Here is an 18,156-nt window from a genome sequence, read left to right on the forward strand (position 1 = left end):
CGGGCGGAGCCTCGTATCTCCGCCCGGAGGTTCCCCGGCCTATTTCTTGGCGAGGAACTTCTGCTGTGCCTTGGTCAGGTAGTCCGCCCACTGGTTGGCGAGGTCTTCCGGCGTGATGTCGCCGAGGAGCGCTTCCTGCGAGGTCTTGATGACCAGCGAGTCCTTGAAGAAGGCGAACTCTTCGAGATGCGTCGGCATCACGGTCGGCACGGCGTCCTTGTCCTCAAGCTCGGCGAACCAGCCCTTGAACTGCTCGCTGGCATAGAACGGGTCCTTTTCCGCCGAGGTGTGCACCGGCAGCGCGCCCGTGCGCTTGTTCCACTCGATATTGCCTTCCGGCCCCTCGAGCGTCTCGATCAGCTTCCAGGAAAGATCCTTGTTGGCGCTGGAGGAGAACATCGACCAGCCGGCGAAACCGATCGTCGGGAAGGTCTTGCCGTCCGGCCCCTTCGGCATGGTCATGATGCCGTAGTCTTCGGCTTTCATGCGCTCGGCAATGGCGATGAGCGCGTCCGGGTCCTGGTCGAGGAAGGCGCAAGTGCCGGAATAGAAACCGGCGACGATCTCGTTAAAACCCCAGTTGACGCTGTCCTTGGGCGCATAGCCGTTCTTGTAGAGGTCGACGACCCAGGTGAGGCCCTTGACCCAGCCTTCGCTGTTGAAGGTGGAGGTGCCGTCTTCGGTGAAGAAGGTGTTGTCGCCGGCCATGGAGGCGCCGAACATCACCCAGCCGTTGAGGCCGCCCGGGCCGCCGCGCAGGCAATAGCCGTATTTTCCGGGCAGCGCCGACACCTTCTTCGAGGCTTCCGCGAATTCGTCCATGGTCTTCGGCGGCTCGGAAACGCCGGCCTCGGCGAGCAGCTTCTTGTTGTAGAACATGGCGCGCAGATAGAAGCCGTAAGGCAGCATATAGGCCGTGTCCTTGATGTCGCGGCCGAGTTCCAGCGCGCGCGGCGTCAGGCCGGCGGTGTGTTCCCATTTCGCGAGATAGGGCTCCAGGCTTTCGAGCATGCCGTTGTTGGCATAGAGCGACAGCCAGGTGTCCGGCATTTCCATGACATCCGGCACTTCGCCGGCCGAGACCATGGTCGCGAATTTCTGGAACGCCTCACCCCAGGGCAGCGAGATGATCTCGACCTTGGTGCCGGGGTTTGCGGCCTCGAACTTTCCGACGATGGATTTCAGCGTTTCGGTGCGCTCGGGGCTGGTGATCACCTCGACGAGCTTCAGGGTGGTATCGGCCAATGCGCTCGATGCCATCAGGGTGGTGATGAGAGCGGCAGTCAAAAGTCTCTTCATGGTCGTTCCCTCTTTTCTGGTTGCTTCTGATTTGACGTCAGTTTGCGGACGCGGCTGTTATCGCCGCTTCCAGATCCCTCCACAGGGCCTCGGTTCCCTCCAGGCCGACATGGAGACGCACGGACCGCGCATCGATGCCGAAGGCATGCGCGGAATTCGGTTGGGCCTTCTGCTCCAACACCACCTCGCCCGGCACGATCAGGCTCTCATGCCCGCCCCAGGAGACGCCGAGCTTGAAAAGCTGGAGGTGGTCGGCAAAGGCGCGGATATCGATGCCTTCGCGGAAGGTGAAGGAGAACAGGCCGGATGTGCCGGTGAGCCCTGGCGGCAGGCGGTTGGCGAGCGCCGGATGGAAGACCTTGTCGACGATATCGAGCGCTTGAAGCCGATTGGCGATGTCGAGTGCGGAGGCCTCGTGCGCCTTCATGCGGATCGGCAGCGTGCGCAGGCCGCGCACCAGCAGCCAGGCATCGAAGGGCGAGAGTTTTCCGCCAAGATAGGGATAGGCCTCCGAGCGGATGCGGCCGATCAGCTCCTTGGAGCCTGCGACGACACCTGCGACGACATCGCTATGGCCGCCGAGATATTTCGAGGCCGAATGCAGCACCAGATCGACGCCGAGCGTCAGCGGCCGCTGGAAGATCGGGCTCGCCCAGCTGTTGTCGATGACGCTGACGACACCGTGACGCTTGGCAAGGGCCGCAAGCGCGCCGACATCATGCGCCTCCATCACCCAGCTCGTCGGACTTTCGAGATAGAGCAGCTTCGCGCCCGGCAAGGCCTTGGCGACCGCCTCCTCGTCGCGCCCGTCGACATAGGTCACCTCGACCTTCATGCGCTTGAGGTGCGTGCCGAACAGGCGGAAGGCATCCGGGTAGCAATGGCGCACCGCGACGATGCGGTCGCCCGGCTCGACGAAGGTGAGCACGGTGGACGAGATCGACGCCATGCCGCTCGCAAAACCCAGCGCATCCTCGCCGCCTTCGAGCTTCGCCAGCATCTCCTCGAAGGCCCGCACCGTCGGGTTCAGGCCGCGCGTATAGATCGGCCGCACGATCTCGCCGCGATAGGCCGCCACCATCTCGTCATAGCTGCCGAAGGTGAAGAGCGAGGTCTGCACGATCGGCGGCACCACGGCCTCGAAGGCGTTCGCCTCGTCATGGGCGACGATAAGGGAGGCAAAGTCGAACGGATCGGCTCCGTTGATCATCGGGACATGTCCTTGATGTCTTCCTCGACCACGGCGAGGATTTTCAGGGTTTCCGCCCGCGCAGCCTCGGGGTCTTCGGCGGCGATGGCGTTGAAGAGCGTGCGGTGGAAGGGAAAGGAGCGGCGGGCGAAATCCGGCCGGTTGAAGGGCTTTTCCCAGAACCGCTCGAAGGCGCCCCGCATCTGTTCGAGAAGCTGCTTGAAGAGCGGATTGTGGGTGGCGTCGTAGATGGCGAGGTGGAAGGCCAGGTCTTCCGGACCGGACGTGCCCTTGGCGAGATGCACGCGTTCCATCTCGTCGAGCTTCTCCTCGATAGTGACGAGATCGTCTGCCGTACGCCGCCGCGCGGCCACCATGCCGGCCTCGCATTCGATGCCGCGGCGGACCTCCAGCGTCTGGAGCAGCACGTCGCGCAGGTGGATTGCATCGAAGGAAAGCGGCATGTGCACGGTGCCGCTCGTCACCGGCTTCAGGAGATAAGTCCCGCTGCCCTTGCGGCTTTCCATGACGCCGAGCGCCTGAAAATGCCGGATCGCCTCGCGGATCGTCGAGCGGCCCACGGCCAGCGCCGCCATCAGCTCGCGCTCGGCCGGCAGCCGGTCGCCGGCCTGCAAGTTCGCGCGGTCGATGTAGGACGCCACCGCCTCGGTCACCTGTCGCGCCCGGTCGATGGGCGGCAACGGCGCTATTTGCGGCCGGTCGCTCGAATCCGTTGGCATGATGCCAATTCCCCTGTTCGTGTCAGCTTCTCAAATTGGTCTGACATCTTAGCATTATGCGGCGCGCTTGCTGTGTCAAGCGGCAATCAAGGGGAATTAATTCGCGGGCCGCATGGGAACGACGGAGCGGCACCAGTCCTCCAGCACACGGCGCATCGCTGTCTCGAAGGGCTCGGCCTGCGTGAACGCCCACCAGGTGTGGGCGCCCTGCCAGAGGCAGGCCATCTGCCAGCCGAGGCGCTCGGCCTCCTGCGGCTCGGCAGAAAGGCGCCGCCCGAGCGCCTCGACGATCTGCCGCGCCCAACGGGCACCCCGCGCCCGCAACACGGGATCGCGCACGTCTTCGCGAAGCAGCAGGAGCCCGTCGCTGGCATTCCGGTCCGCAAGCTCCGGCGGCATCAGCCGCATCAGCAGATCGACGGCGCCATCGACGCTGACCGACAGTTCGGCATCCGCCGCGGTCGTTTCCGCGTCGAGGCGATCCCAGCTGCGCAGCAGGATCGACCGGACCAGGCCTTGCCGGTCGCCGTAGCGTTGCACCAAAGTCGCGGCCGCCAGCCCGCAAGCGCCGGCCGCCTTGGCGAAGGTCAGGTTGTCCGGGCCGATGGTGAGGATGAGCGATAGCAGTGCATCGAGCACAGCCTCGTCGGAAATGGTCTTGTTTCTCGTCATGGATCTTTTTATAAACGTATGTTCATTTATGTAAAGCAGGAGAGTATCATGGCGAGAATTCTGGGTTACATCGCGGCAAGTCTGGACGGCTACATTGCGACCGAGGATGACGGGCTCGACTGGCTGTTCAAATATGACGGCGACGACCTCGGCGAACACGATTACCGCCTCTTCCTCAAGCGCATCCGCACCGTCGTCATGGGCCGCGGCACCTATGATTTCATTGCGAAAGACGCCTCGCCCTGGGCCTATGCCGATCAGCGCGTCATCGTGGTCACGTCCAATCCCATCCCCGATCCCAAAGGCGCTCTGGAGGTCAGAGACGACGTCGACGCCCTCATCGCCGAACTGCGCGCGCTCGACGATGGCGACGTCTGGATGCTCGGTGGAGGAAAGCTGCAAATGGCGTTCCTGGAACGCGATGCACTGGACGAAATCGAAATCTACATCATCCCGGAAATGCTGGGCGGCGGGCGTCCGCTTTTTCCTGCCACGGGCTTTCGCTCCACCCCGACGCTGGTCAGCGCGAAGGCGCTGGGCCAGGGCGTGCGCCTGCACTACAAGTGGCGTTGAGGCGAGCCGGGCCGCGGTAACCCTCCAGGGTTATTGGCTTTGCCGGCGGTTTCCCCGACCCTTCGGGCCTGTCTTCTGAGGAGGGGAACATGACGCAAAATACCATCAAGCTGGACCGCACCCTTGGCCTGTGGTCCGTGGTGCTGTTCGGTCTCGCCTATATGACGCCGATGATCGTCTTCGGCACGTTCGGGGCTTTGGCTTCCGCCAGCCAGGGCACCACGGCGATGGCTTATTTCATAGCGGCGCTGGCGATTTTTCTGACGGCGGCGAGCTACGGCATCATGGCCAAGGTCTATCCGGTCGCCGGATCCGCCTATACCTATGCCCGCAAGTCGCTGAATTCCGGCACCGGCTTTCTCGTCGGCTGGGCCGTGCTGCTCGATTATTTCTTCCTGCCGATGGTCATCTGGCTGATCGGTGCCGCCTATCTGAGCTCGGCCTTTCCGGCGGTTCCGGCCTGGCTGTGGATCGTGGGCTTCATCGTGCTGACGACCGCCGTCAACGTTATCGGCATCGCCTTCGCCAACCGGGTGAACGTCGTGCTCATGCTGGTGCAGCTCGCGGTCCTGGTCGCCTTCGTGGCGCTCGCCGCCCGCTATGTCGCCGCCCTCAACGGCGCATCCGGCCTCGTCTCGGTCCGGCCGTTCTTCGAGGCCGGCGTGCCGTTCAGCGCTTCCGTCGCCGGCGCGGCGATCGCCGCCTATTCGTTCCTCGGCTTCGACGCCGTCTCCACGCTGACGGAGGAGACCCGAGACCCGACCCGCACCATGCCGAAGGCGATCATGATCATCGCCGTCATCGGCGGCATCATCTTCACCGGCTCGGCCTACATCACCCAGCTCGCGCATCCCGGCGGCGACTTCGCCTCCGTCGATTCCGCCGCGTCGGAAATCGCCCTGATGATCGGCGGCGACCTGTTCGTGACCGTGTTCCTCGCCACGCTGGTCGTCGCGCAGTTCACCTCCGGCCTTGCCGCGCAGGCGAGCGTCGGCCGGCTGCTCTTCGCCATGGGGCGCGACGGCGTGCTGCCGGCCAGTATCTTCGGCAAGCTGCATGAAAAATGGCGCACGCCCGTGCTGAACCTCGTCGTCGTCGGCATCGTCGGCCTGCTCGCGCTGACGCTCGACATAACCACCTCGACGTCTTTCATCAATTTCGGCGCCTTCCTGGCCTTCACCGCCGTCAACGTCTCGGTGATCGCGCTCTACCTGAAAGAAAACCCGATCGTCCGGCCGCTCGGCCCGCTTCTCGGGCTTGCCGGTCCGGCCGTCGGCGCGGTCTGTGACCTGTTCCTGCTGTGGAACCTCGATGGGCACGCCAAGCTCCTGGGCGTGATCTGGCTGGCGATCGGCGTGTGTTATCTCGCCTATCTCACCCGGTTCTTCCAGTCCGCACCGCCCGAGGTGGAGTTCGTCGAATAGTCAGCGACGGCTCAAGAAGAGATGGAAGAGTTCCGCCTGGCTGGAAATGGTGAGTTTTGCATAGACCTGCCGGCGGTGCACTTTCACCGTATTGGGCGAAAGCCCGAGCGTCGCGGCGATGGAATAGGTCGAGTGACCCTTGAGGATGAGGGTCACGATCTCCAGCTCCCGTTTCGAAAGCAACGGATGGCTGATCGTCGCCGCGGCATTCGCCTCCCCGGCCTGCGGCTGGAACCGGGCATGCCAGTGTTTTTCGGCAAGTGCACGCACCAGCGGTGCCGCACTTTCCAGCCGCGCGATGTCCCGCCTGGAAAAGACCCGAACCGTGCCCATGCGCGACAGCGACAGCACCGCATCGACATGCTGCAGCTTCAGGATGAAACCGATCTCGTCGACGATGCCCGTCGCCTGGTAGTGGCGCCGATAATATTCCGTCTCGGTAAAACGGTCCGGTGCCAGCCGCCGCATCACCAGCACGGCCGGCTGCAGCGCATTGCGGGCGGCATCGTAGAAAGGGTCGAGGATATAGGCGCCGGCAAGGTAGTGCTCGACGATGGTGGTGCGGTCGCCGACGATGCGATCGTTGTCGAGATCGAAGGCCTTGCCGTTTTCGGCATAGGCAAAGCCGTTCATCATCTCGAAGGACACGAGATGGCGCAGCGCCCGCTCCAGCGCCTCGGGGAAACCCGGCTCGCCAAGCGCCGATACCGCCTCGGCGATAGCGGCGTTCCACAGGTCGGTATGGTTTTCCGTCAGGCCCGCTTGCGTTACCAAGTCCAACCCCCGTTTGTCGAAACCAAGACCTAACACGGAGTCCGCCACCATGCAGACTGTTTCTGGCACCGCCCCACAGGCCCATCCGCTCGATCTACCGGCGACGGACATTGCGGCCGGCATTCGCGCCGGCGCTTTTTCGGCCGTCTCCGTGGTGGCCGAATCCCTGCGACGCGCAAAAATCGTCGACCAGTCGCTGAATGCCTTCACGCTCCTTCGGGAAGAGGCCGCGCTGGCCTCGGCACGGGAGGCCGACCGGCAGGTCGCAACCGGTGCCGAAACACCCGCCCTTACCGGTGTTCCCTTCGCCGCAAAGGACCTCACGCCGACCCGCGGCGACCTCACGACGCTCGGATCCTGGACGCGGGAGGCGTGGGTTCCGACCGAGACGGCGCTGTGCATCGCGCGGCTCGAAGCCGCCGGCGCCATCCTCATCGGCAAGACGACGACGCCCGAATTCGCCCATTCCAGCTTCACCGCCAGCCCGCGCTGGGGCATTACGCGAAACCCCTGGAACGCGGAACGGACCTGCGGCGGTTCGTCGGGCGGCTCGGCGGTCGCGGTGGCGACGGGCGTCGTACCTTTCGCGGAAGGCACGGACATGGGCGGCTCCGTCCGCATTCCGGCAGCCTTTTGCGGCATCGTCGGTTTCAAGCCGAGCCTCGGGCGCATTCCCATGACGATCCTGCCCAGCGTCTTCGACAATATCTCGCATTTCGGCCCGCTGGCGCGCACCATCGAGGATGCCGTCGCCTTCATGGCGGTCGCGTCCGGCCCCGATGACGCGGACATCACCTCGCTCCCCCTGGCCTTCGCGGCCGACAAGGCGCGCCATGGCCGCCTCGCGGGCCGGCGCTTCGCGCTTTCCGCCGACCTCGGCTATTACAGCGTGGACGCGTCGGTGCAGGCATCCCTTCTGGCGGCCGTCGATGAGATGCGCGCCGCGGGCGCTGTCGTCGAGACCGTCGACCTCGGCTGGTCGCGGGCGGTCAACGACGGCTGGTACGATCTCTGGTGCGTGTTCATGTCGGCGTTTTTCGGCGATACACTCGAAGCATATCGCGAGCGCATGGACCCACTCGTCGTCGACCTGATCGAGCGCGGGCGCACGATGGGCGCCACGCAATACAAGCGCGTGGAACTGCTGCGCACCGCGATGTGGAAGGACCTTTCCGCCATTCTCTCCGGCTACGACGCCCTGCTCTCCCCGACCTGCGCCATGACCGCGCCCTCGGCCGAAGCAAACGACAACTCTTTTGTCGCCGATCTGCCGGACGGCCGGTTCCAGGGGCTGGACATGACCTGTCCGTTCAACCTCCTCCCGCAATGCCCCGCCCTGTCGGTGCCCATCGGATTGGCCGGGAACGGTCTGCCCGTCGGGCTCCAGATCATCGGCCGGCGTTATGCCGACGAAGACGTGCTGTCGATCGGCGGCGCGATCGAAGGCACGCTTCGCGCGATCGGCCGGCCGGAAGGCTGGTGCTGGTAGATGCAATCTATAGATGCTTTTCTTCTTGCGGATGGATGCGAAGTTCGCCTTATGCGCGAGGAGACATGCTCCGCGCTCGATACGCGATTTATTCCCGCTATAGATGTATCTCGTTTCCATTCTTCCTGAACTTCAGGAGAAAACGTCACGGTTTCCCGGTGGGCAGCGCTGAATTTTTCATGGAATCGGCAACCCATGCTTTTATCGAACTTTATTAAATATTTACCGATTAACCAAATATTTACGATCCGCTTAAATCTAATAGTAGCATGGTGTAAATCACTTCAACCGGAGGTGATGTCCATGGCAGATATCGACAACAGTTTTCGAAACAGCCTCAACGAAGAAAATACACCTATTGGTAGAGTGGAAGTGGAGCTTCTGTCTCTCCCCTCCTCCGGCGAACTTGCGTCCGCCCTGCGGCCGGATCAGGCCGCGCCGGAGCCAATGCCCTGGGAGGCGCTGCCGACCACTCCAAGCGCGCTCATGGGAGGCCTCGTCATCGCGGCGATCGACCGCGCCCGCGCTGCCGACATGATGATCGCGGCGACGCGGCGCCGTCGCGGTGGCCGTCCCTTCTATTTCACCTCCGCGAATGGCGAAGTCATCGCCCGGGCCCATAGGGACCGCGCCATCGCCCTCCTCTTTCACACCGCCGACCAGATTGTCGCCGATGGCCAGCCCCTCGTCTTCGCCTCGCGATGGTTGTGCAAACACCCGCTGCCGGAGCGCGTGGCGACGACCGACCTCTTTCACGACGTGGCGCTGCGCGCCAAGACGGAGGGCGTGACGTTTTACCTGCTGGGCGCGACCGAGGAGGAGAACGGCAAGGCGGTCGCGGCGGTCCGGCAACGCTATCCTGCGCTCAGGATTGTCGGGCATTGCCACGGCTACCTCACCGGCGCAGCACTCGACAGCAAGATCGACGAGATCAACGCGCTGGCGCCGGATATTCTCTGGATCGCCCTCGGTGTGCCCCGCGAACAGATCGCCGTGCGGGATTTCGCCGCGCGGCTCGGCAATGTCGGCGTGATCAAGACGTCCGGCGGCCTGTTCGATCATCTCGCGGGAAAGACGATGCGGGCGCCGCTCTGGATGCAGAGGGCCGGCCTGGAATGGTGCTGGCGCATGCTGATGGAGCCGCGCCGCCTCTTCTGGCGCTACCTGACGACCAATCCGCAGGCCTTCTACGTGATCCTGAGATATTCCCGATAAGCGCTGTCGCGCAGATGCGTGCCGAAGGAAACGCCGACGAGCAGCAGGCAGAAGCCGAGTGCCAGCGGCGAGAAGAAGGCTTCTTCCTGCAACACGGCATTGGCCGAGATGGTGACGACCGCGACGAAGGCGAAGAGGAAATCCGGCTTACCGGTTTCGAGAAGCCGCCTGCCGGCGGTGACGGCGAGCGCGGCGAGGAAGCCGAAGAAGACGAAGCTGCCGATCCCCATCTGGTAGAGAATGACGCCGACGGCGCTTTCGACGGGCACTGCCGCCGCACCCTCGCCCTGCGCCCGGTCCCAGTCGAGATTGACGCTGGTGCTCGACAGGTTGCCGCCGATGCCGAGCCCCTGCCCGAGCGGATTTGCCAGAAAATCCCGCACGCCGGCAATGAGCCCGAGCACGTGGTAATCGCCGTGCCGGGCGCCATAGACCGTGGCGGCGGCCGTCCAGGCCGTGGCGAGAAGAACGACTGCGGCGAGCGTCAGCCGGGCGCGCGACGGACGATAGAACAGCCGGCTCATCAGCGCGACGCAGAGCAGGAAAGCCGCCCCCTTGGAGCCGATGACGAGCAGGATGGGAAGGGCTGCGAGCGGCAGGAGCCAGCGCCCGCGAAAAAGCAGCCAGGACGACAGCAGGCTCAGCGCATAGGCATAGCTGATCGGGTGGAAATTCGGCCCGCCATTGCGGAAGATGCGCGGCAGCGCATCGCCGAAAAAGGCGGTGTTGAAGAAGGTGGCGGTCATCGTGTCTTCGAGCCCGCGCAGCACGAAGCCGGTTTCCCGCAGCGCCTTTTCCCACACGCCGGCCTCGATCTGCTCCTTCAGGCCGCGCTGGATGTAGAGGTCGCCGTGGAAGAGGCCGAGGAAATCCATGCGGAAGACCTGCTCGAGATAGCCGTAGGCGACGGCGACGGTGCACAGCCAGACCATCGGGATGCGCAGATCGACCCGGTAGAGGCTCGCGGCAAGAAGCGCGATGTGGAAACAGGCGAGCGGCGTGATCGTGTTGCGGAAATAGATGACCGCATCCTTCGGCCCGCCGCGCGCCGCGCCCAGCACGAGATAGAAGCAGATGACGCCCGAAAGCGCGAAGCCGAACAGCAGCCACGGGCGCAGCGCCGGAAGCCGGCGCACCCTCTGCTGGAACGCCGCCAGCACGAAGAGGCCGAAAGCCGTCATCAGGATGACGAAGTTGGCGCCGCGCAGCGCATCGAACGTGGTGTCATCCGGCACGAAGGGCGTGAACCAGGCGACGACGAGGTTCTGGAACAGAAAGGCGCAGAGGATGACCGTCGGCATGCCGGCCGGCACGGTCATCGTGAGGATCGCCGTCAGCACGAAGGTCGCGGCGAAGCCGAACGGCGTCCACACGGCAAAGGCCGCAGCCGCCGCGACGATGGTGAGGAAGGCGAGGGAGAGGTGGAACCGGGCATCGGTTTCCCGCGCCGAAGGGATGGAGCCGGATGTGCTCGTCACCTGTGCCATGCTTTAGCCTCCGGTGCCGAACAGCGCATCGAGCATCGTACTGTCGAAACCCTCGGTGCGTGTCCGGCTCTCGATGAAACCGAACCCCTGGTCGAGTTCCCAATAGGCCCAGCCGATGCCGCGCGCTTCCGCCGCCCTGCGCACGGCGCGCACCCAGGCGATGCGACTTGCGGCATCGACGCAGAAATCGAGCACGCCGAACTCGTTCAGCATCACCGGGCAACGGGTCGCGGCAGACCAGCGTGCGGCCTTTTCGAATTCCGCGCCGATGGCCGCCTCCGTCCAGTCCGTTGTCAACTGCTCTTCGACGAGAAGCGCCGCCTCCTCATCGCCGGCCGCGCGCAGTGCCGCAATCCGTTTCGCGACGATAGGCATATCCCGCGTCGCCGGGAACGGCAGGCCGCGGATACGCGCAAGCGGCGAGGCACCCCAGCTCTGGCATTGATGGGTGAAGGCCATCGGCGCATAAAAATGTACCGCCGCGATCTGCCGATCGTCGTCCAGCGGCGGCGTGCCGTCGAGCTGCCAGATGCCGTGGTCCGGTGCCGGACCCCAGATGACGATGTGATGCGGGCAGGCGGCGCGGACGGTCTCGGCAAGCCGGTCCCGGAGCGAAAGCCAGGCCGCGCGCGCCATCGGCGGCTCGTTCAGCAGCTCGGGATAGACCCTGTCGGCCGGCAGGTCGGCGATGACACTGCGCAAGGCGCTCCATGCCTCCACGACCCGCGCGCTGCCAGCCGCGGGATCGTTGCGCAGCGCGGCATGCAGGCCGGCGGAAGGATGCAAATCTGCAAGCACCGCAAATCCCGCAGCGACAAGCGCGGCGACGCCCTCCTCGATGCGGCGCAGCGCCGGTGCGCCGGATAGAACGACATTACCATCGATCGGCAGCCGGATGGTCTCGAATCCGCTGCGGCGGAGTTTTTCCAGCACCGCTTGCGCTGGCGCGAGCCCGTCCTCACGATCGAACCAGCCCGGCAGATTGACCCCGCGGCTGGGGATGGAAGACTGGGCGTCTGCGGAAAAAGACGGCGGAAGACCTGCTGCAAGAAGGGATGCGCCAGCCAGCGACAGCACGGTGCGGCGTGACAATGCCGGCGACCTCACTGCGCCGCCCCTTGCAGCGGCGCGACGGCGTCGGCCATCTCGGCCTCTTCGGCGGCAATGACCAGCGTGACGCTCCGGGCGATGCCATCCGCGGCAAGGCGCTGTCGAAGCAGGCCGGCCGCTTCCGCCGCGTTCTCGTCGGCGGCGAGGGTGAAGAGCATCAGGTCCACCTTCGCGAAGAGCGCAGCGTCAAAATCCCGTTCGGCAAGCGGCGGGCCGAGCAGGAGCACGAAATCGAAGTCGCCGGCGAGATCCGCGTCGAGCACGAAGGGGCCTGCGTCGCCGGTAATTGCGCGCACGATGGTCGGCAGGCCGCTGGCGCCGTTGATGAACACGCCGGCATTCAGCTCGCCCGGGCGCGGCTGACCCCTGAATTCGACGACGAGCACGTTCTGGCCGGCCTGTTGCAGGCCGATGCCGATCATCGCCCCGGCGAGTTTTGCTTCAGGGGCGCTTCGCACAGCGGAGACCAGCAGCGTGTAGGGCGCCGGGTGTTCGGTGAGCCGCGCGATGATGCGTCGCACGAGTTTCAGCGTGTTCTGCGAAAAAGCCTCGCCGCCGCGTTGGAGAAAACGCCGGCGCATCGCCCGGATGCGGGCCGCGGCACCTGCTCCCGCCAGGCCGGGCAGAGCGTAACGCCCAAGGCTCGTCGGCACGGCCTCGACCCGCGAAAGGGCCGCGCGGCCAGCCTCGTCCGGTTCCGCGGGCTCGGCGCGGTCCGGCTGCCGGTCGGGCGTGCTGCCCACCACCGCCAGGCCGCAGCCGGCAAGAAGCCCGAGCGCGGCACTCACCGGGAGCAGCAGCAGGGGCGTCGGCCAGGTCGGCTGGACCGGGGGGGCCGCGACGCCGATCACCTTGGCTTCGGAAAGCTGGAGGCCGCGCATCTGCGCCGTCTCCTCCGCCCGTTTCAGGACGTCGTCGAGCACGCTGCGGGCGGCCTCGGCGCGGGCCTTCAGCCGCCGGAGTACGACCTCGGCCGCATCCGCCGCCTGCGATTGGCCGCGCAGGGCCGCAAGCTTGGTCTCCAGCGTGGCGACGGTCTCGGCGGAGAGCTGGTATTTCGCCTTCAGCTCGCGCGTGATGCGCTCCGCCTCCGTTGCCATCAGCGTGCTGGTGCGCGTGAGTTCGGAGCGCAGACGGCGGATTGTCGGATGGCGCGACTGGTAGATCGCCTCGGCGTTGGCAAGTTCGGCCGCGCGCTGGTTGTAGTCGGTGCGCAACCGGTCGATCGTCGTGGAGGAGACGATTTCCGGGCGCATCGCAAGGCCGGCGGCGGACGCGCCTGCCGCGGTCGCCTGGTCGTATCTGCCCTTCGCCTGGTCGGCGCCGGCGCGGGCGTCGATCAGCTGTGTTGTGAGCTGGTCGATCTGCGATTGCAGCGTGCCCCCGGCCGCGGGATCGAGGATTTCGTGCCGCACCTTGAAATCGCCGACGGCGCGGTCGGCCTCGGAAACATTCGCCTGGAGGGCGGCGATCCTGTCGGCCAGCCGGGCATTGACGTCGCTGTTGGCGTCTTCACGGTCTCCAGCAAGGCCCGCCCGGTAACGCTCGACAATGGCATTGGCAATGCGGGCCGCCTTTTCGGCCGCCTCGGATTTGAAGCTGACCTCGATGACATAGGTAAGCCCCGCCCGCTCCACCGTGACGCGCCGCTCGAACCGCCGGAAGATGACGTCCTTCTCGATGCCGCTTGCGCCCGTGAGGAAGGACAACAGCCCGCCATTGGCAAATTCCGGGTCGCGCTCGATGCCCTCCTCTTCGAAGACGGCCATCAGCAGGTCGCGCGATTCGATCACGAAGACCTGGCTTGCCACCGCGGCGCTGTCGGCGCCAATGCCGGGCAGCACGGTTTCGAACCGGGTGGAGCGCGCATCGCGCGGATCGATCAGCAGCGAGGCGGTCGCGGTATAGGTCGGCTTGGTCACCGCGAGATAAAGAAGCGCCAGCGCCAGCGCCGCGCCGATGCAGGCCAGCACCGTCAGCCGGCCGCGCCATAGTTTTGCCCAGACGGCGCCGACGTCGAACAGCGGCGGAAAGGCGTTTTCGGTCGAATTCAGCGCTGCCATGCCTGCAGTCTCAGCCTCTCGCGCGTGCCCGATCGGGACGCGTCGTCGGCAAAACTTCTAGCATAAGTATTATTAACAATTCTAAAAGTAACCATTACGCGTGTTTTTGATGGCGCCTCCATGGGGTTTCCGGTTATTCGAATGAATTCTCTCATTGGTAGCGGGTTCTGGCAATGGTTCTCTTTTTGGTGGCATCGTGAGCCAAGGCAGAAGACAATCGATCGGCACGCTTGCGCGCAACGGCGCGGCTGCCGGCGTCATCAAGCTTGCGAGCGCCGGGCTCACCTTCCTGCTCTTCGTGGCGGCGGCAATGGTGACCGACGAGCGGCAGTTCGGCCTGTTCAGCACCGCCTATGCGAGCGCCAGCCTCGTCTCCTTCTTCTCGCTGATCGGCCAGCACGCCGCCGTCATGCGCTTCTGGCCGCAATATGCCGGCGGCGGGGATCTTTCATCGGCGAACGGCCTGATGGCCCGCGCCATCCTGGTCGCAGCCGCGGGGCTCATCGCCGCGAGCCTCCTCATGCTCGCAACCGCCTTTTTGCCTTTCGCGACGGTGCCGGAATGGTTCGAGCTCTGCCTCGCGACGGCCGCGCTTGCCTTTGCACTCGGCTGGTCGGAATTCACCTCCTGCGCCTTTCGGGCCAAGAATGCCCTCTTCAGCGGCCTGCTGCCCCGGGACATCTTCTGGCGGGTGGCGACCATTGCGGGTTTTGCCGCCACAGGCTTTTTGTCGCCCGGCATCAGCGCCGTCGCGGCGACGAGCCTTGCGGCCGGGCTGCTCCTTGCCTGCGTCCTGCCGCAGACCGTCGTGCTCCTGCGCGAGACGTTTCACGCACCGCGTGGCGCCTTGAACGATGCCCAGAAGATGGAATTCAAGGCGGTCACGCTCGGCCTCTGGGGCGTGACCGCCCTGCCGCCGGCGCTCGGCCAGGCGAGCACGCTGCTCGTCGCGGCGATCCTCGGGCCGGAGGCGGCGGGCGCGATCTTCGTCGCAGACCGCGTCATGCGCCTTGCGGTGCTGGCGCTCAATGGCATCAACCAGGCGCTCGCGCCGCAGATCTCCAGCGCCTTCCACAGCCACGACCGGCCCCATGTGCAGCGCATTGCCGGCCTTGCGGCGATCGGCGGCTTCGGCATCGCCCTCGCCATGCTCGCCGTCTTCGTGCTCTTCGGCAAGCTCATCCTCGCCGTCTTCGACCCCGCCTATGCGAGCGACACGATGCATGCGGCCCTCATCATCCTCGGCCTTGGCGCGCTCGTCGGCACGGCCTGCGGCCCGACGGAACTCATCATGCAACTGACCGGGCTGCAACGGGAGCTGTTCCGTACGCTGGTGGTCGTCAATACCGTCGGCCTCGGGGTAACCGCCGGCCTGACCGTCGTTCTCGGACCAATGGGTGCCGCGCTCGGCATTGCGGGCACGATGATGGTCTGGTGCGTGACGGGTGCCACGATCACCCGGCGGCGCATCGGCATCGACCCGTCGATCCTCGGTTTCCTCGCGGGACAGGATGCAAACGCGTTGCGCACCCTCTTGAGAGGCCGGCCATGAAGATCGTCCAGGTCCAGACGCAGGCGGAGGCGGGCGGTGCGCAACGCATCTCCGACATGGTGGGCGATGGGTTGCGCGCCCGCGGCCATGAGGTGCGCACCGTCTTCCTCTACCGCAAGACCGATGTCTACGACCGCGATCCCCATGCGGATTTCATCCTGGCCCGGCCACCGAAGGGGCCGCTGGAAGAGATCGGCGCCGTCCTCAGGCTCTGGCGTTACCTGCGCCGGACGCGGCCGGAGGCGGTGCTTTCCTTCCAGCATTACGGCAATATCGCCGGAACGCTCGGCGCCCGGCTCTGCGGCGCGCGGGTGATCGTCGCCAACCAGAGCGGCGCGCCGCAGAAGCGCGGCCTGCGCGGACTCCTGACCGGCATCGACAGGCTGATGGGCATGGCCGGCCTCTACCAGCTCAATATCGTCAATTCCGCCTGGACGCAGGCGCAGTTCGATGCCTTCCCGCCCTCCTACCGCAAGCGCCTGCGGCGCATCGACCACGGCGTTCCAGCACCTGCGAAAATTTTCGACAAGGCGCAGGCGCGCGCCGCCTTCGGCCTGCCCACGGACGCCACGATCGTGCTCTCCTCCGGAAGACTTTCACCCTCGAAGAACCAGGCCGCGCTCGTCGGCGCGTTGGCGCTCACGAAAAACGTCCATCTCGCCGTCGCCGGCACGGGGCCGGAACACGATGCCCTCGTTGCGCTTGCGGAAAACCTGCTGGTGCGCGACCGCCTGCATCTCGTCGGCGAAGTGTCGCCCGCGCGTATCTACGAGTTCCTCGCGGCCGGCGATGCCTACGCGTTTTCCTCGCTGACGGAAACGTTCGGGCTCGCTGCCGTGGAGGCGGCCATTGCAGGGCTGCCCGTCGTTGCAAGCGATCTCGATGTGCTGCGGGAGGTGCTGACCACGCGGGACGGTGAAGCCGCCGCGTTGTTCGTGCAGCCGGATGCGGACGGGATCGCCGGGGGGCTCTCGGAAATTCTTGCCAAGCCGGCGCTTGCCAAAGACCTCGCGGCGGCCGGGCGAAAACTTCGGGAGCAATATGCGCCCGCAGCGATGTGCGCCGGCTACGAGGCGCTGCTCCTGCCGGATCGTTTCGGCACGGCTGCGATGCCGTCGATCACCTCCAGCGATCCCGAGCGGTTGAGCGTGTGAATGCGCGGATAGGGCCAATCCCCCTCGGTAATGATGGGCCGCGGCTCGCCGAGGCGGACTGTCCCGCCATCGAGCGCCAGCAGTTCCGATAGCCCGAGCCCGCCACCATAACCAAGCGTGCCGTCCTGAACCGGAAGGAGGTTACGGCCGGCAGCGTCCCGATGGAAAGCGCCGCCCGGCCGCGCCCTGCGGCGGTCGATCAGGATCGGGTTGAGCGTATGGGCGCGCCAGGGGCCAAGCAGGGTCGGGGCCTGAAAAACCGCGAGCGTATCGGAGGTGCTGCCAAAACCGTCGCGGCTGGTGGCGAAAAGCCATAGTCCGCCCTCGTGCTCCAGCAGGGTCGCGTCGGAAATCTCGCCCTCGAGAAGCACGGCCTCGGGGTGCCATCGGTCGGGAAAGTCGGTGGCGCGGTAGAGGGTCAGCCTGCCGCCGGCGCTCGCCTCCGGCAGCATCCAGATCGCGCCGTCGCGTTCGAAGACCTGGGGATAGGAGAGATGGTGCGGCTCTTCGAGCACGACGCGCGGTGTTTGCGCGATGCCGCCATCGTCGAACGGCACGACGGAAATCACCGCCTTGTGGGCCGCCTGCACATAATCCTCGACGAAAAGGTACGGTCGCCCCTGCCAATGGAAGGCAAAGGGGTCCGCGTAGAATCGTCCGGCGCTGTCGGGCAGGATCTTCCAGTTCGTGCCTAACCTCCCGGTTTCCGCCACGCCCGGCCCATCGAGGAAGCGGTAGCCGACGCGCCAGTGTGCGTGATGGAAGTGCATCCGCCGCAGGGCTTCCCGGCCAAGGCGCGGCAGGGCGCGCGACAGATAGGGCGCGAGAAAGCGAGGCTTCTCTGCGTTGCAAGCGCTCGTCTCTGGCAGAGGCGCAAGCCGGTCCTCGGCAAAGGCGCGCACGAGGGAGAGAAGCAGCGTCACGGCACGGGCGAGCACATCCTCGATGCCGAGCGATGCCGCCTCCCGGCGGTCGATCATCGGCAGCGCGCGCCCCACAACCGTGCGCCCGTCGAGAACCGCTTCGATCACCGGCAGGTCGCCGGCTGCGACCGCCTGTGCCACCGCCAGGTCGAACGATGAGTGCGCGAATCTGAGGGTGATGGTGGGCACGGGAGACGGGGATGTGTTGCCGGCGAGGTCGAGCCGCAAGGCGGGGCTTCGCTCATGGGAGCGCGCCGGGATGGGTCCCGATGGCGCGGCGAGACTTGTCCCCCGCCTGCGGAACAGGGCCCGCTCCAGGGCGAGGATGGCGTTGACCGTGCCGGGCCACGCGTCCACTGCGCGATCGTGCAGGACGGCGACGTCGTGGCCTTCCGCGTCGAGCCGCTGGATCACGATTTTCTGCCAGCCGCGCGCGGCGCGCTCGGGGACGATGACGTCGATGCTGAGCCGGGGGGCGGTCATCGATATCTG

At 65.7% G+C, this 18,156-nt stretch carries 15 protein-coding genes; 6 read left to right on the forward strand and 9 right to left on the reverse strand.

The genetic code is table 11. The features are described 5' to 3' along the window. Positions 1 to 39: 39 nt before the first annotated feature. From VGN93_RS08445 to VGN93_RS08460, 4 genes are all read right to left on the reverse strand, one after another. Complete coding sequence (locus VGN93_RS08445; RefSeq protein ID WP_327507105.1) at positions 40 to 1,299, reverse strand: sugar ABC transporter substrate-binding protein; 1,260 nt, start codon at positions 1,297 to 1,299, stop codon at positions 40 to 42. 37 nt (positions 1,300 to 1,336) lie between these two features. Next, positions 1,337 to 2,509: a PLP-dependent transferase gene (locus VGN93_RS08450; RefSeq protein WP_327507106.1), complete on the reverse strand. Its 1,173-nt coding sequence runs from the start codon at positions 2,507 to 2,509 to the stop codon at positions 1,337 to 1,339. Next, positions 2,506 to 3,228 (reverse strand): FadR/GntR family transcriptional regulator, encoded by a 723-nt coding sequence (locus tag VGN93_RS08455; RefSeq protein WP_327507107.1) that lies wholly within the window; start codon positions 3,226 to 3,228, stop codon positions 2,506 to 2,508. The genes VGN93_RS08450 and VGN93_RS08455 overlap by 4 nt, the downstream gene beginning before the upstream one ends. Positions 3,229 to 3,324: 96 nt before the next feature. After that, on the reverse strand, positions 3,325 to 3,900 hold the full coding sequence (locus VGN93_RS08460; RefSeq protein WP_327507108.1) for a TetR/AcrR family transcriptional regulator: 576 nt from the start codon (positions 3,898 to 3,900) through the stop codon (positions 3,325 to 3,327). A gap of 48 nt (positions 3,901 to 3,948) precedes the next feature. Here VGN93_RS08460 and VGN93_RS08465 point away from each other — a divergent pair, with 48 nt between their 5' ends. Next, a complete protein-coding gene (locus tag VGN93_RS08465) occupies positions 3,949 to 4,473 on the forward strand; it encodes a dihydrofolate reductase family protein (RefSeq protein WP_327507109.1) in 525 nt (174 codons plus the stop codon). A gap of 89 nt (positions 4,474 to 4,562) precedes the next feature. Next, positions 4,563 to 5,897 carry an APC family permease gene (locus VGN93_RS08470; RefSeq protein WP_327507110.1) on the forward strand — a complete coding sequence of 445 codons (1,335 nt, stop codon included), beginning with the start codon at positions 4,563 to 4,565 and terminating at the stop codon, positions 5,895 to 5,897. Here VGN93_RS08470 and VGN93_RS08475 read toward each other — a convergent pair whose 3' ends face one another. Then, positions 5,898 to 6,671, reverse strand: coding sequence for a helix-turn-helix transcriptional regulator (locus VGN93_RS08475; protein WP_327507111.1), 774 nt, complete (start codon positions 6,669 to 6,671; stop codon positions 5,898 to 5,900). It abuts the gene before it with no gap. Positions 6,672 to 6,720: 49 nt separating this feature from the next. On the opposite strand from VGN93_RS08475, the gene VGN93_RS08480 reads away from it, so the two are divergent. Together VGN93_RS08480 and VGN93_RS08485 are read left to right on the forward strand one after the other, a co-directional pair. Next, positions 6,721 to 8,160 (forward strand): amidase, encoded by a 1,440-nt coding sequence (locus VGN93_RS08480; RefSeq protein WP_327507112.1) that lies wholly within the window; start codon positions 6,721 to 6,723, stop codon positions 8,158 to 8,160. A gap of 447 nt (positions 8,161 to 8,607) precedes the next feature. Continuing rightward, on the forward strand, positions 8,608 to 9,375 hold the full coding sequence (locus tag VGN93_RS08485; protein ID WP_327507219.1) for a WecB/TagA/CpsF family glycosyltransferase: 768 nt from the start codon (positions 8,608 to 8,610) through the stop codon (positions 9,373 to 9,375). Here the strand turns inward: VGN93_RS08485 and VGN93_RS08490 are convergent. The 3 genes from VGN93_RS08490 to VGN93_RS08500 are packed head-to-tail and all read right to left on the reverse strand — an operon-like array spanning position 9,348 to position 14,035. Then, positions 9,348 to 10,862 (reverse strand): hypothetical protein, encoded by a 1,515-nt coding sequence (locus VGN93_RS08490; RefSeq protein ID WP_327507113.1) that lies wholly within the window; start codon positions 10,860 to 10,862, stop codon positions 9,348 to 9,350. The genes VGN93_RS08485 and VGN93_RS08490 overlap by 28 nt on opposite strands. Positions 10,863 to 10,865: 3 nt before the next feature. Further along, the gene (locus VGN93_RS08495) at positions 10,866 to 11,954 is read right to left on the reverse strand and encodes a glycoside hydrolase family 5 protein (RefSeq protein ID WP_327507114.1); all 1,089 of its coding nucleotides are present in this window, start codon (positions 11,952 to 11,954) and stop codon (positions 10,866 to 10,868) included. An 11-nt stretch (positions 11,955 to 11,965) separates the two neighbouring features. Then, a complete protein-coding gene (locus VGN93_RS08500; protein WP_327507115.1) occupies positions 11,966 to 14,035 on the reverse strand; it encodes a GumC family protein in 2,070 nt (689 codons plus the stop codon). 196 nt (positions 14,036 to 14,231) lie between these two features. On the opposite strand from VGN93_RS08500, the gene VGN93_RS08505 reads away from it, so the two are divergent. Continuing rightward, complete coding sequence (locus tag VGN93_RS08505; protein WP_327507116.1) at positions 14,232 to 15,587, forward strand: lipopolysaccharide biosynthesis protein; 1,356 nt, start codon at positions 14,232 to 14,234, stop codon at positions 15,585 to 15,587. Further along, the gene (locus tag VGN93_RS08510; RefSeq protein WP_327507117.1) at positions 15,584 to 16,741 is read left to right on the forward strand and encodes a glycosyltransferase family 4 protein; all 1,158 of its coding nucleotides are present in this window, start codon (positions 15,584 to 15,586) and stop codon (positions 16,739 to 16,741) included. The genes VGN93_RS08505 and VGN93_RS08510 overlap by 4 nt, the downstream gene beginning before the upstream one ends. On the opposite strand, the gene VGN93_RS08515 is transcribed toward VGN93_RS08510, so the two are convergent. Next, positions 16,654 to 18,147: a glucosamine inositolphosphorylceramide transferase family protein gene (locus tag VGN93_RS08515; protein WP_327507118.1), complete on the reverse strand. Its 1,494-nt coding sequence runs from the start codon at positions 18,145 to 18,147 to the stop codon at positions 16,654 to 16,656. The genes VGN93_RS08510 and VGN93_RS08515 overlap by 88 nt on opposite strands. Positions 18,148 to 18,156: the final 9 nt, after the last annotated feature.

Origin of the sequence: Shinella sp., assembly GCF_035998705.1 — a bacterium.
Classification (GTDB): domain Bacteria; phylum Pseudomonadota; class Alphaproteobacteria; order Rhizobiales; family Rhizobiaceae; genus Shinella.

Coding starts and splice junctions, on each gene's coding strand:
- VGN93_RS08445 (WP_327507105.1), bottom strand. CDS start 1,299: ATGAAGAGACTTTTGACTGCCGCTCTCATCACCACCCTGATGGCATCG.
- VGN93_RS08450 (WP_327507106.1), bottom strand. CDS start 2,509: ATGATCAACGGAGCCGATCCGTTCGACTTTGCCTCCCTTATCGTCGCC.
- VGN93_RS08455 (WP_327507107.1), bottom strand. CDS start 3,228: ATGCCAACGGATTCGAGCGACCGGCCGCAAATAGCGCCGTTGCCGCCC.
- VGN93_RS08460 (WP_327507108.1), bottom strand. CDS start 3,900: ATGACGAGAAACAAGACCATTTCCGACGAGGCTGTGCTCGATGCACTG.
- VGN93_RS08465 (WP_327507109.1), top strand. CDS start 3,949: ATGGCGAGAATTCTGGGTTACATCGCGGCAAGTCTGGACGGCTACATT.
- VGN93_RS08470 (WP_327507110.1), top strand. CDS start 4,563: ATGACGCAAAATACCATCAAGCTGGACCGCACCCTTGGCCTGTGGTCC.
- VGN93_RS08480 (WP_327507112.1), top strand. CDS start 6,721: ATGCAGACTGTTTCTGGCACCGCCCCACAGGCCCATCCGCTCGATCTA.
- VGN93_RS08485 (WP_327507219.1), top strand. CDS start 8,608: ATGCCCTGGGAGGCGCTGCCGACCACTCCAAGCGCGCTCATGGGAGGC.
- VGN93_RS08490 (WP_327507113.1), bottom strand. CDS start 10,862: ATGGCACAGGTGACGAGCACATCCGGCTCCATCCCTTCGGCGCGGGAA.
- VGN93_RS08500 (WP_327507115.1), bottom strand. CDS start 14,035: ATGGCAGCGCTGAATTCGACCGAAAACGCCTTTCCGCCGCTGTTCGAC.
- VGN93_RS08510 (WP_327507117.1), top strand. CDS start 15,584: ATGAAGATCGTCCAGGTCCAGACGCAGGCGGAGGCGGGCGGTGCGCAA.
- VGN93_RS08515 (WP_327507118.1), bottom strand. CDS start 18,147: ATGACCGCCCCCCGGCTCAGCATCGACGTCATCGTCCCCGAGCGCGCC.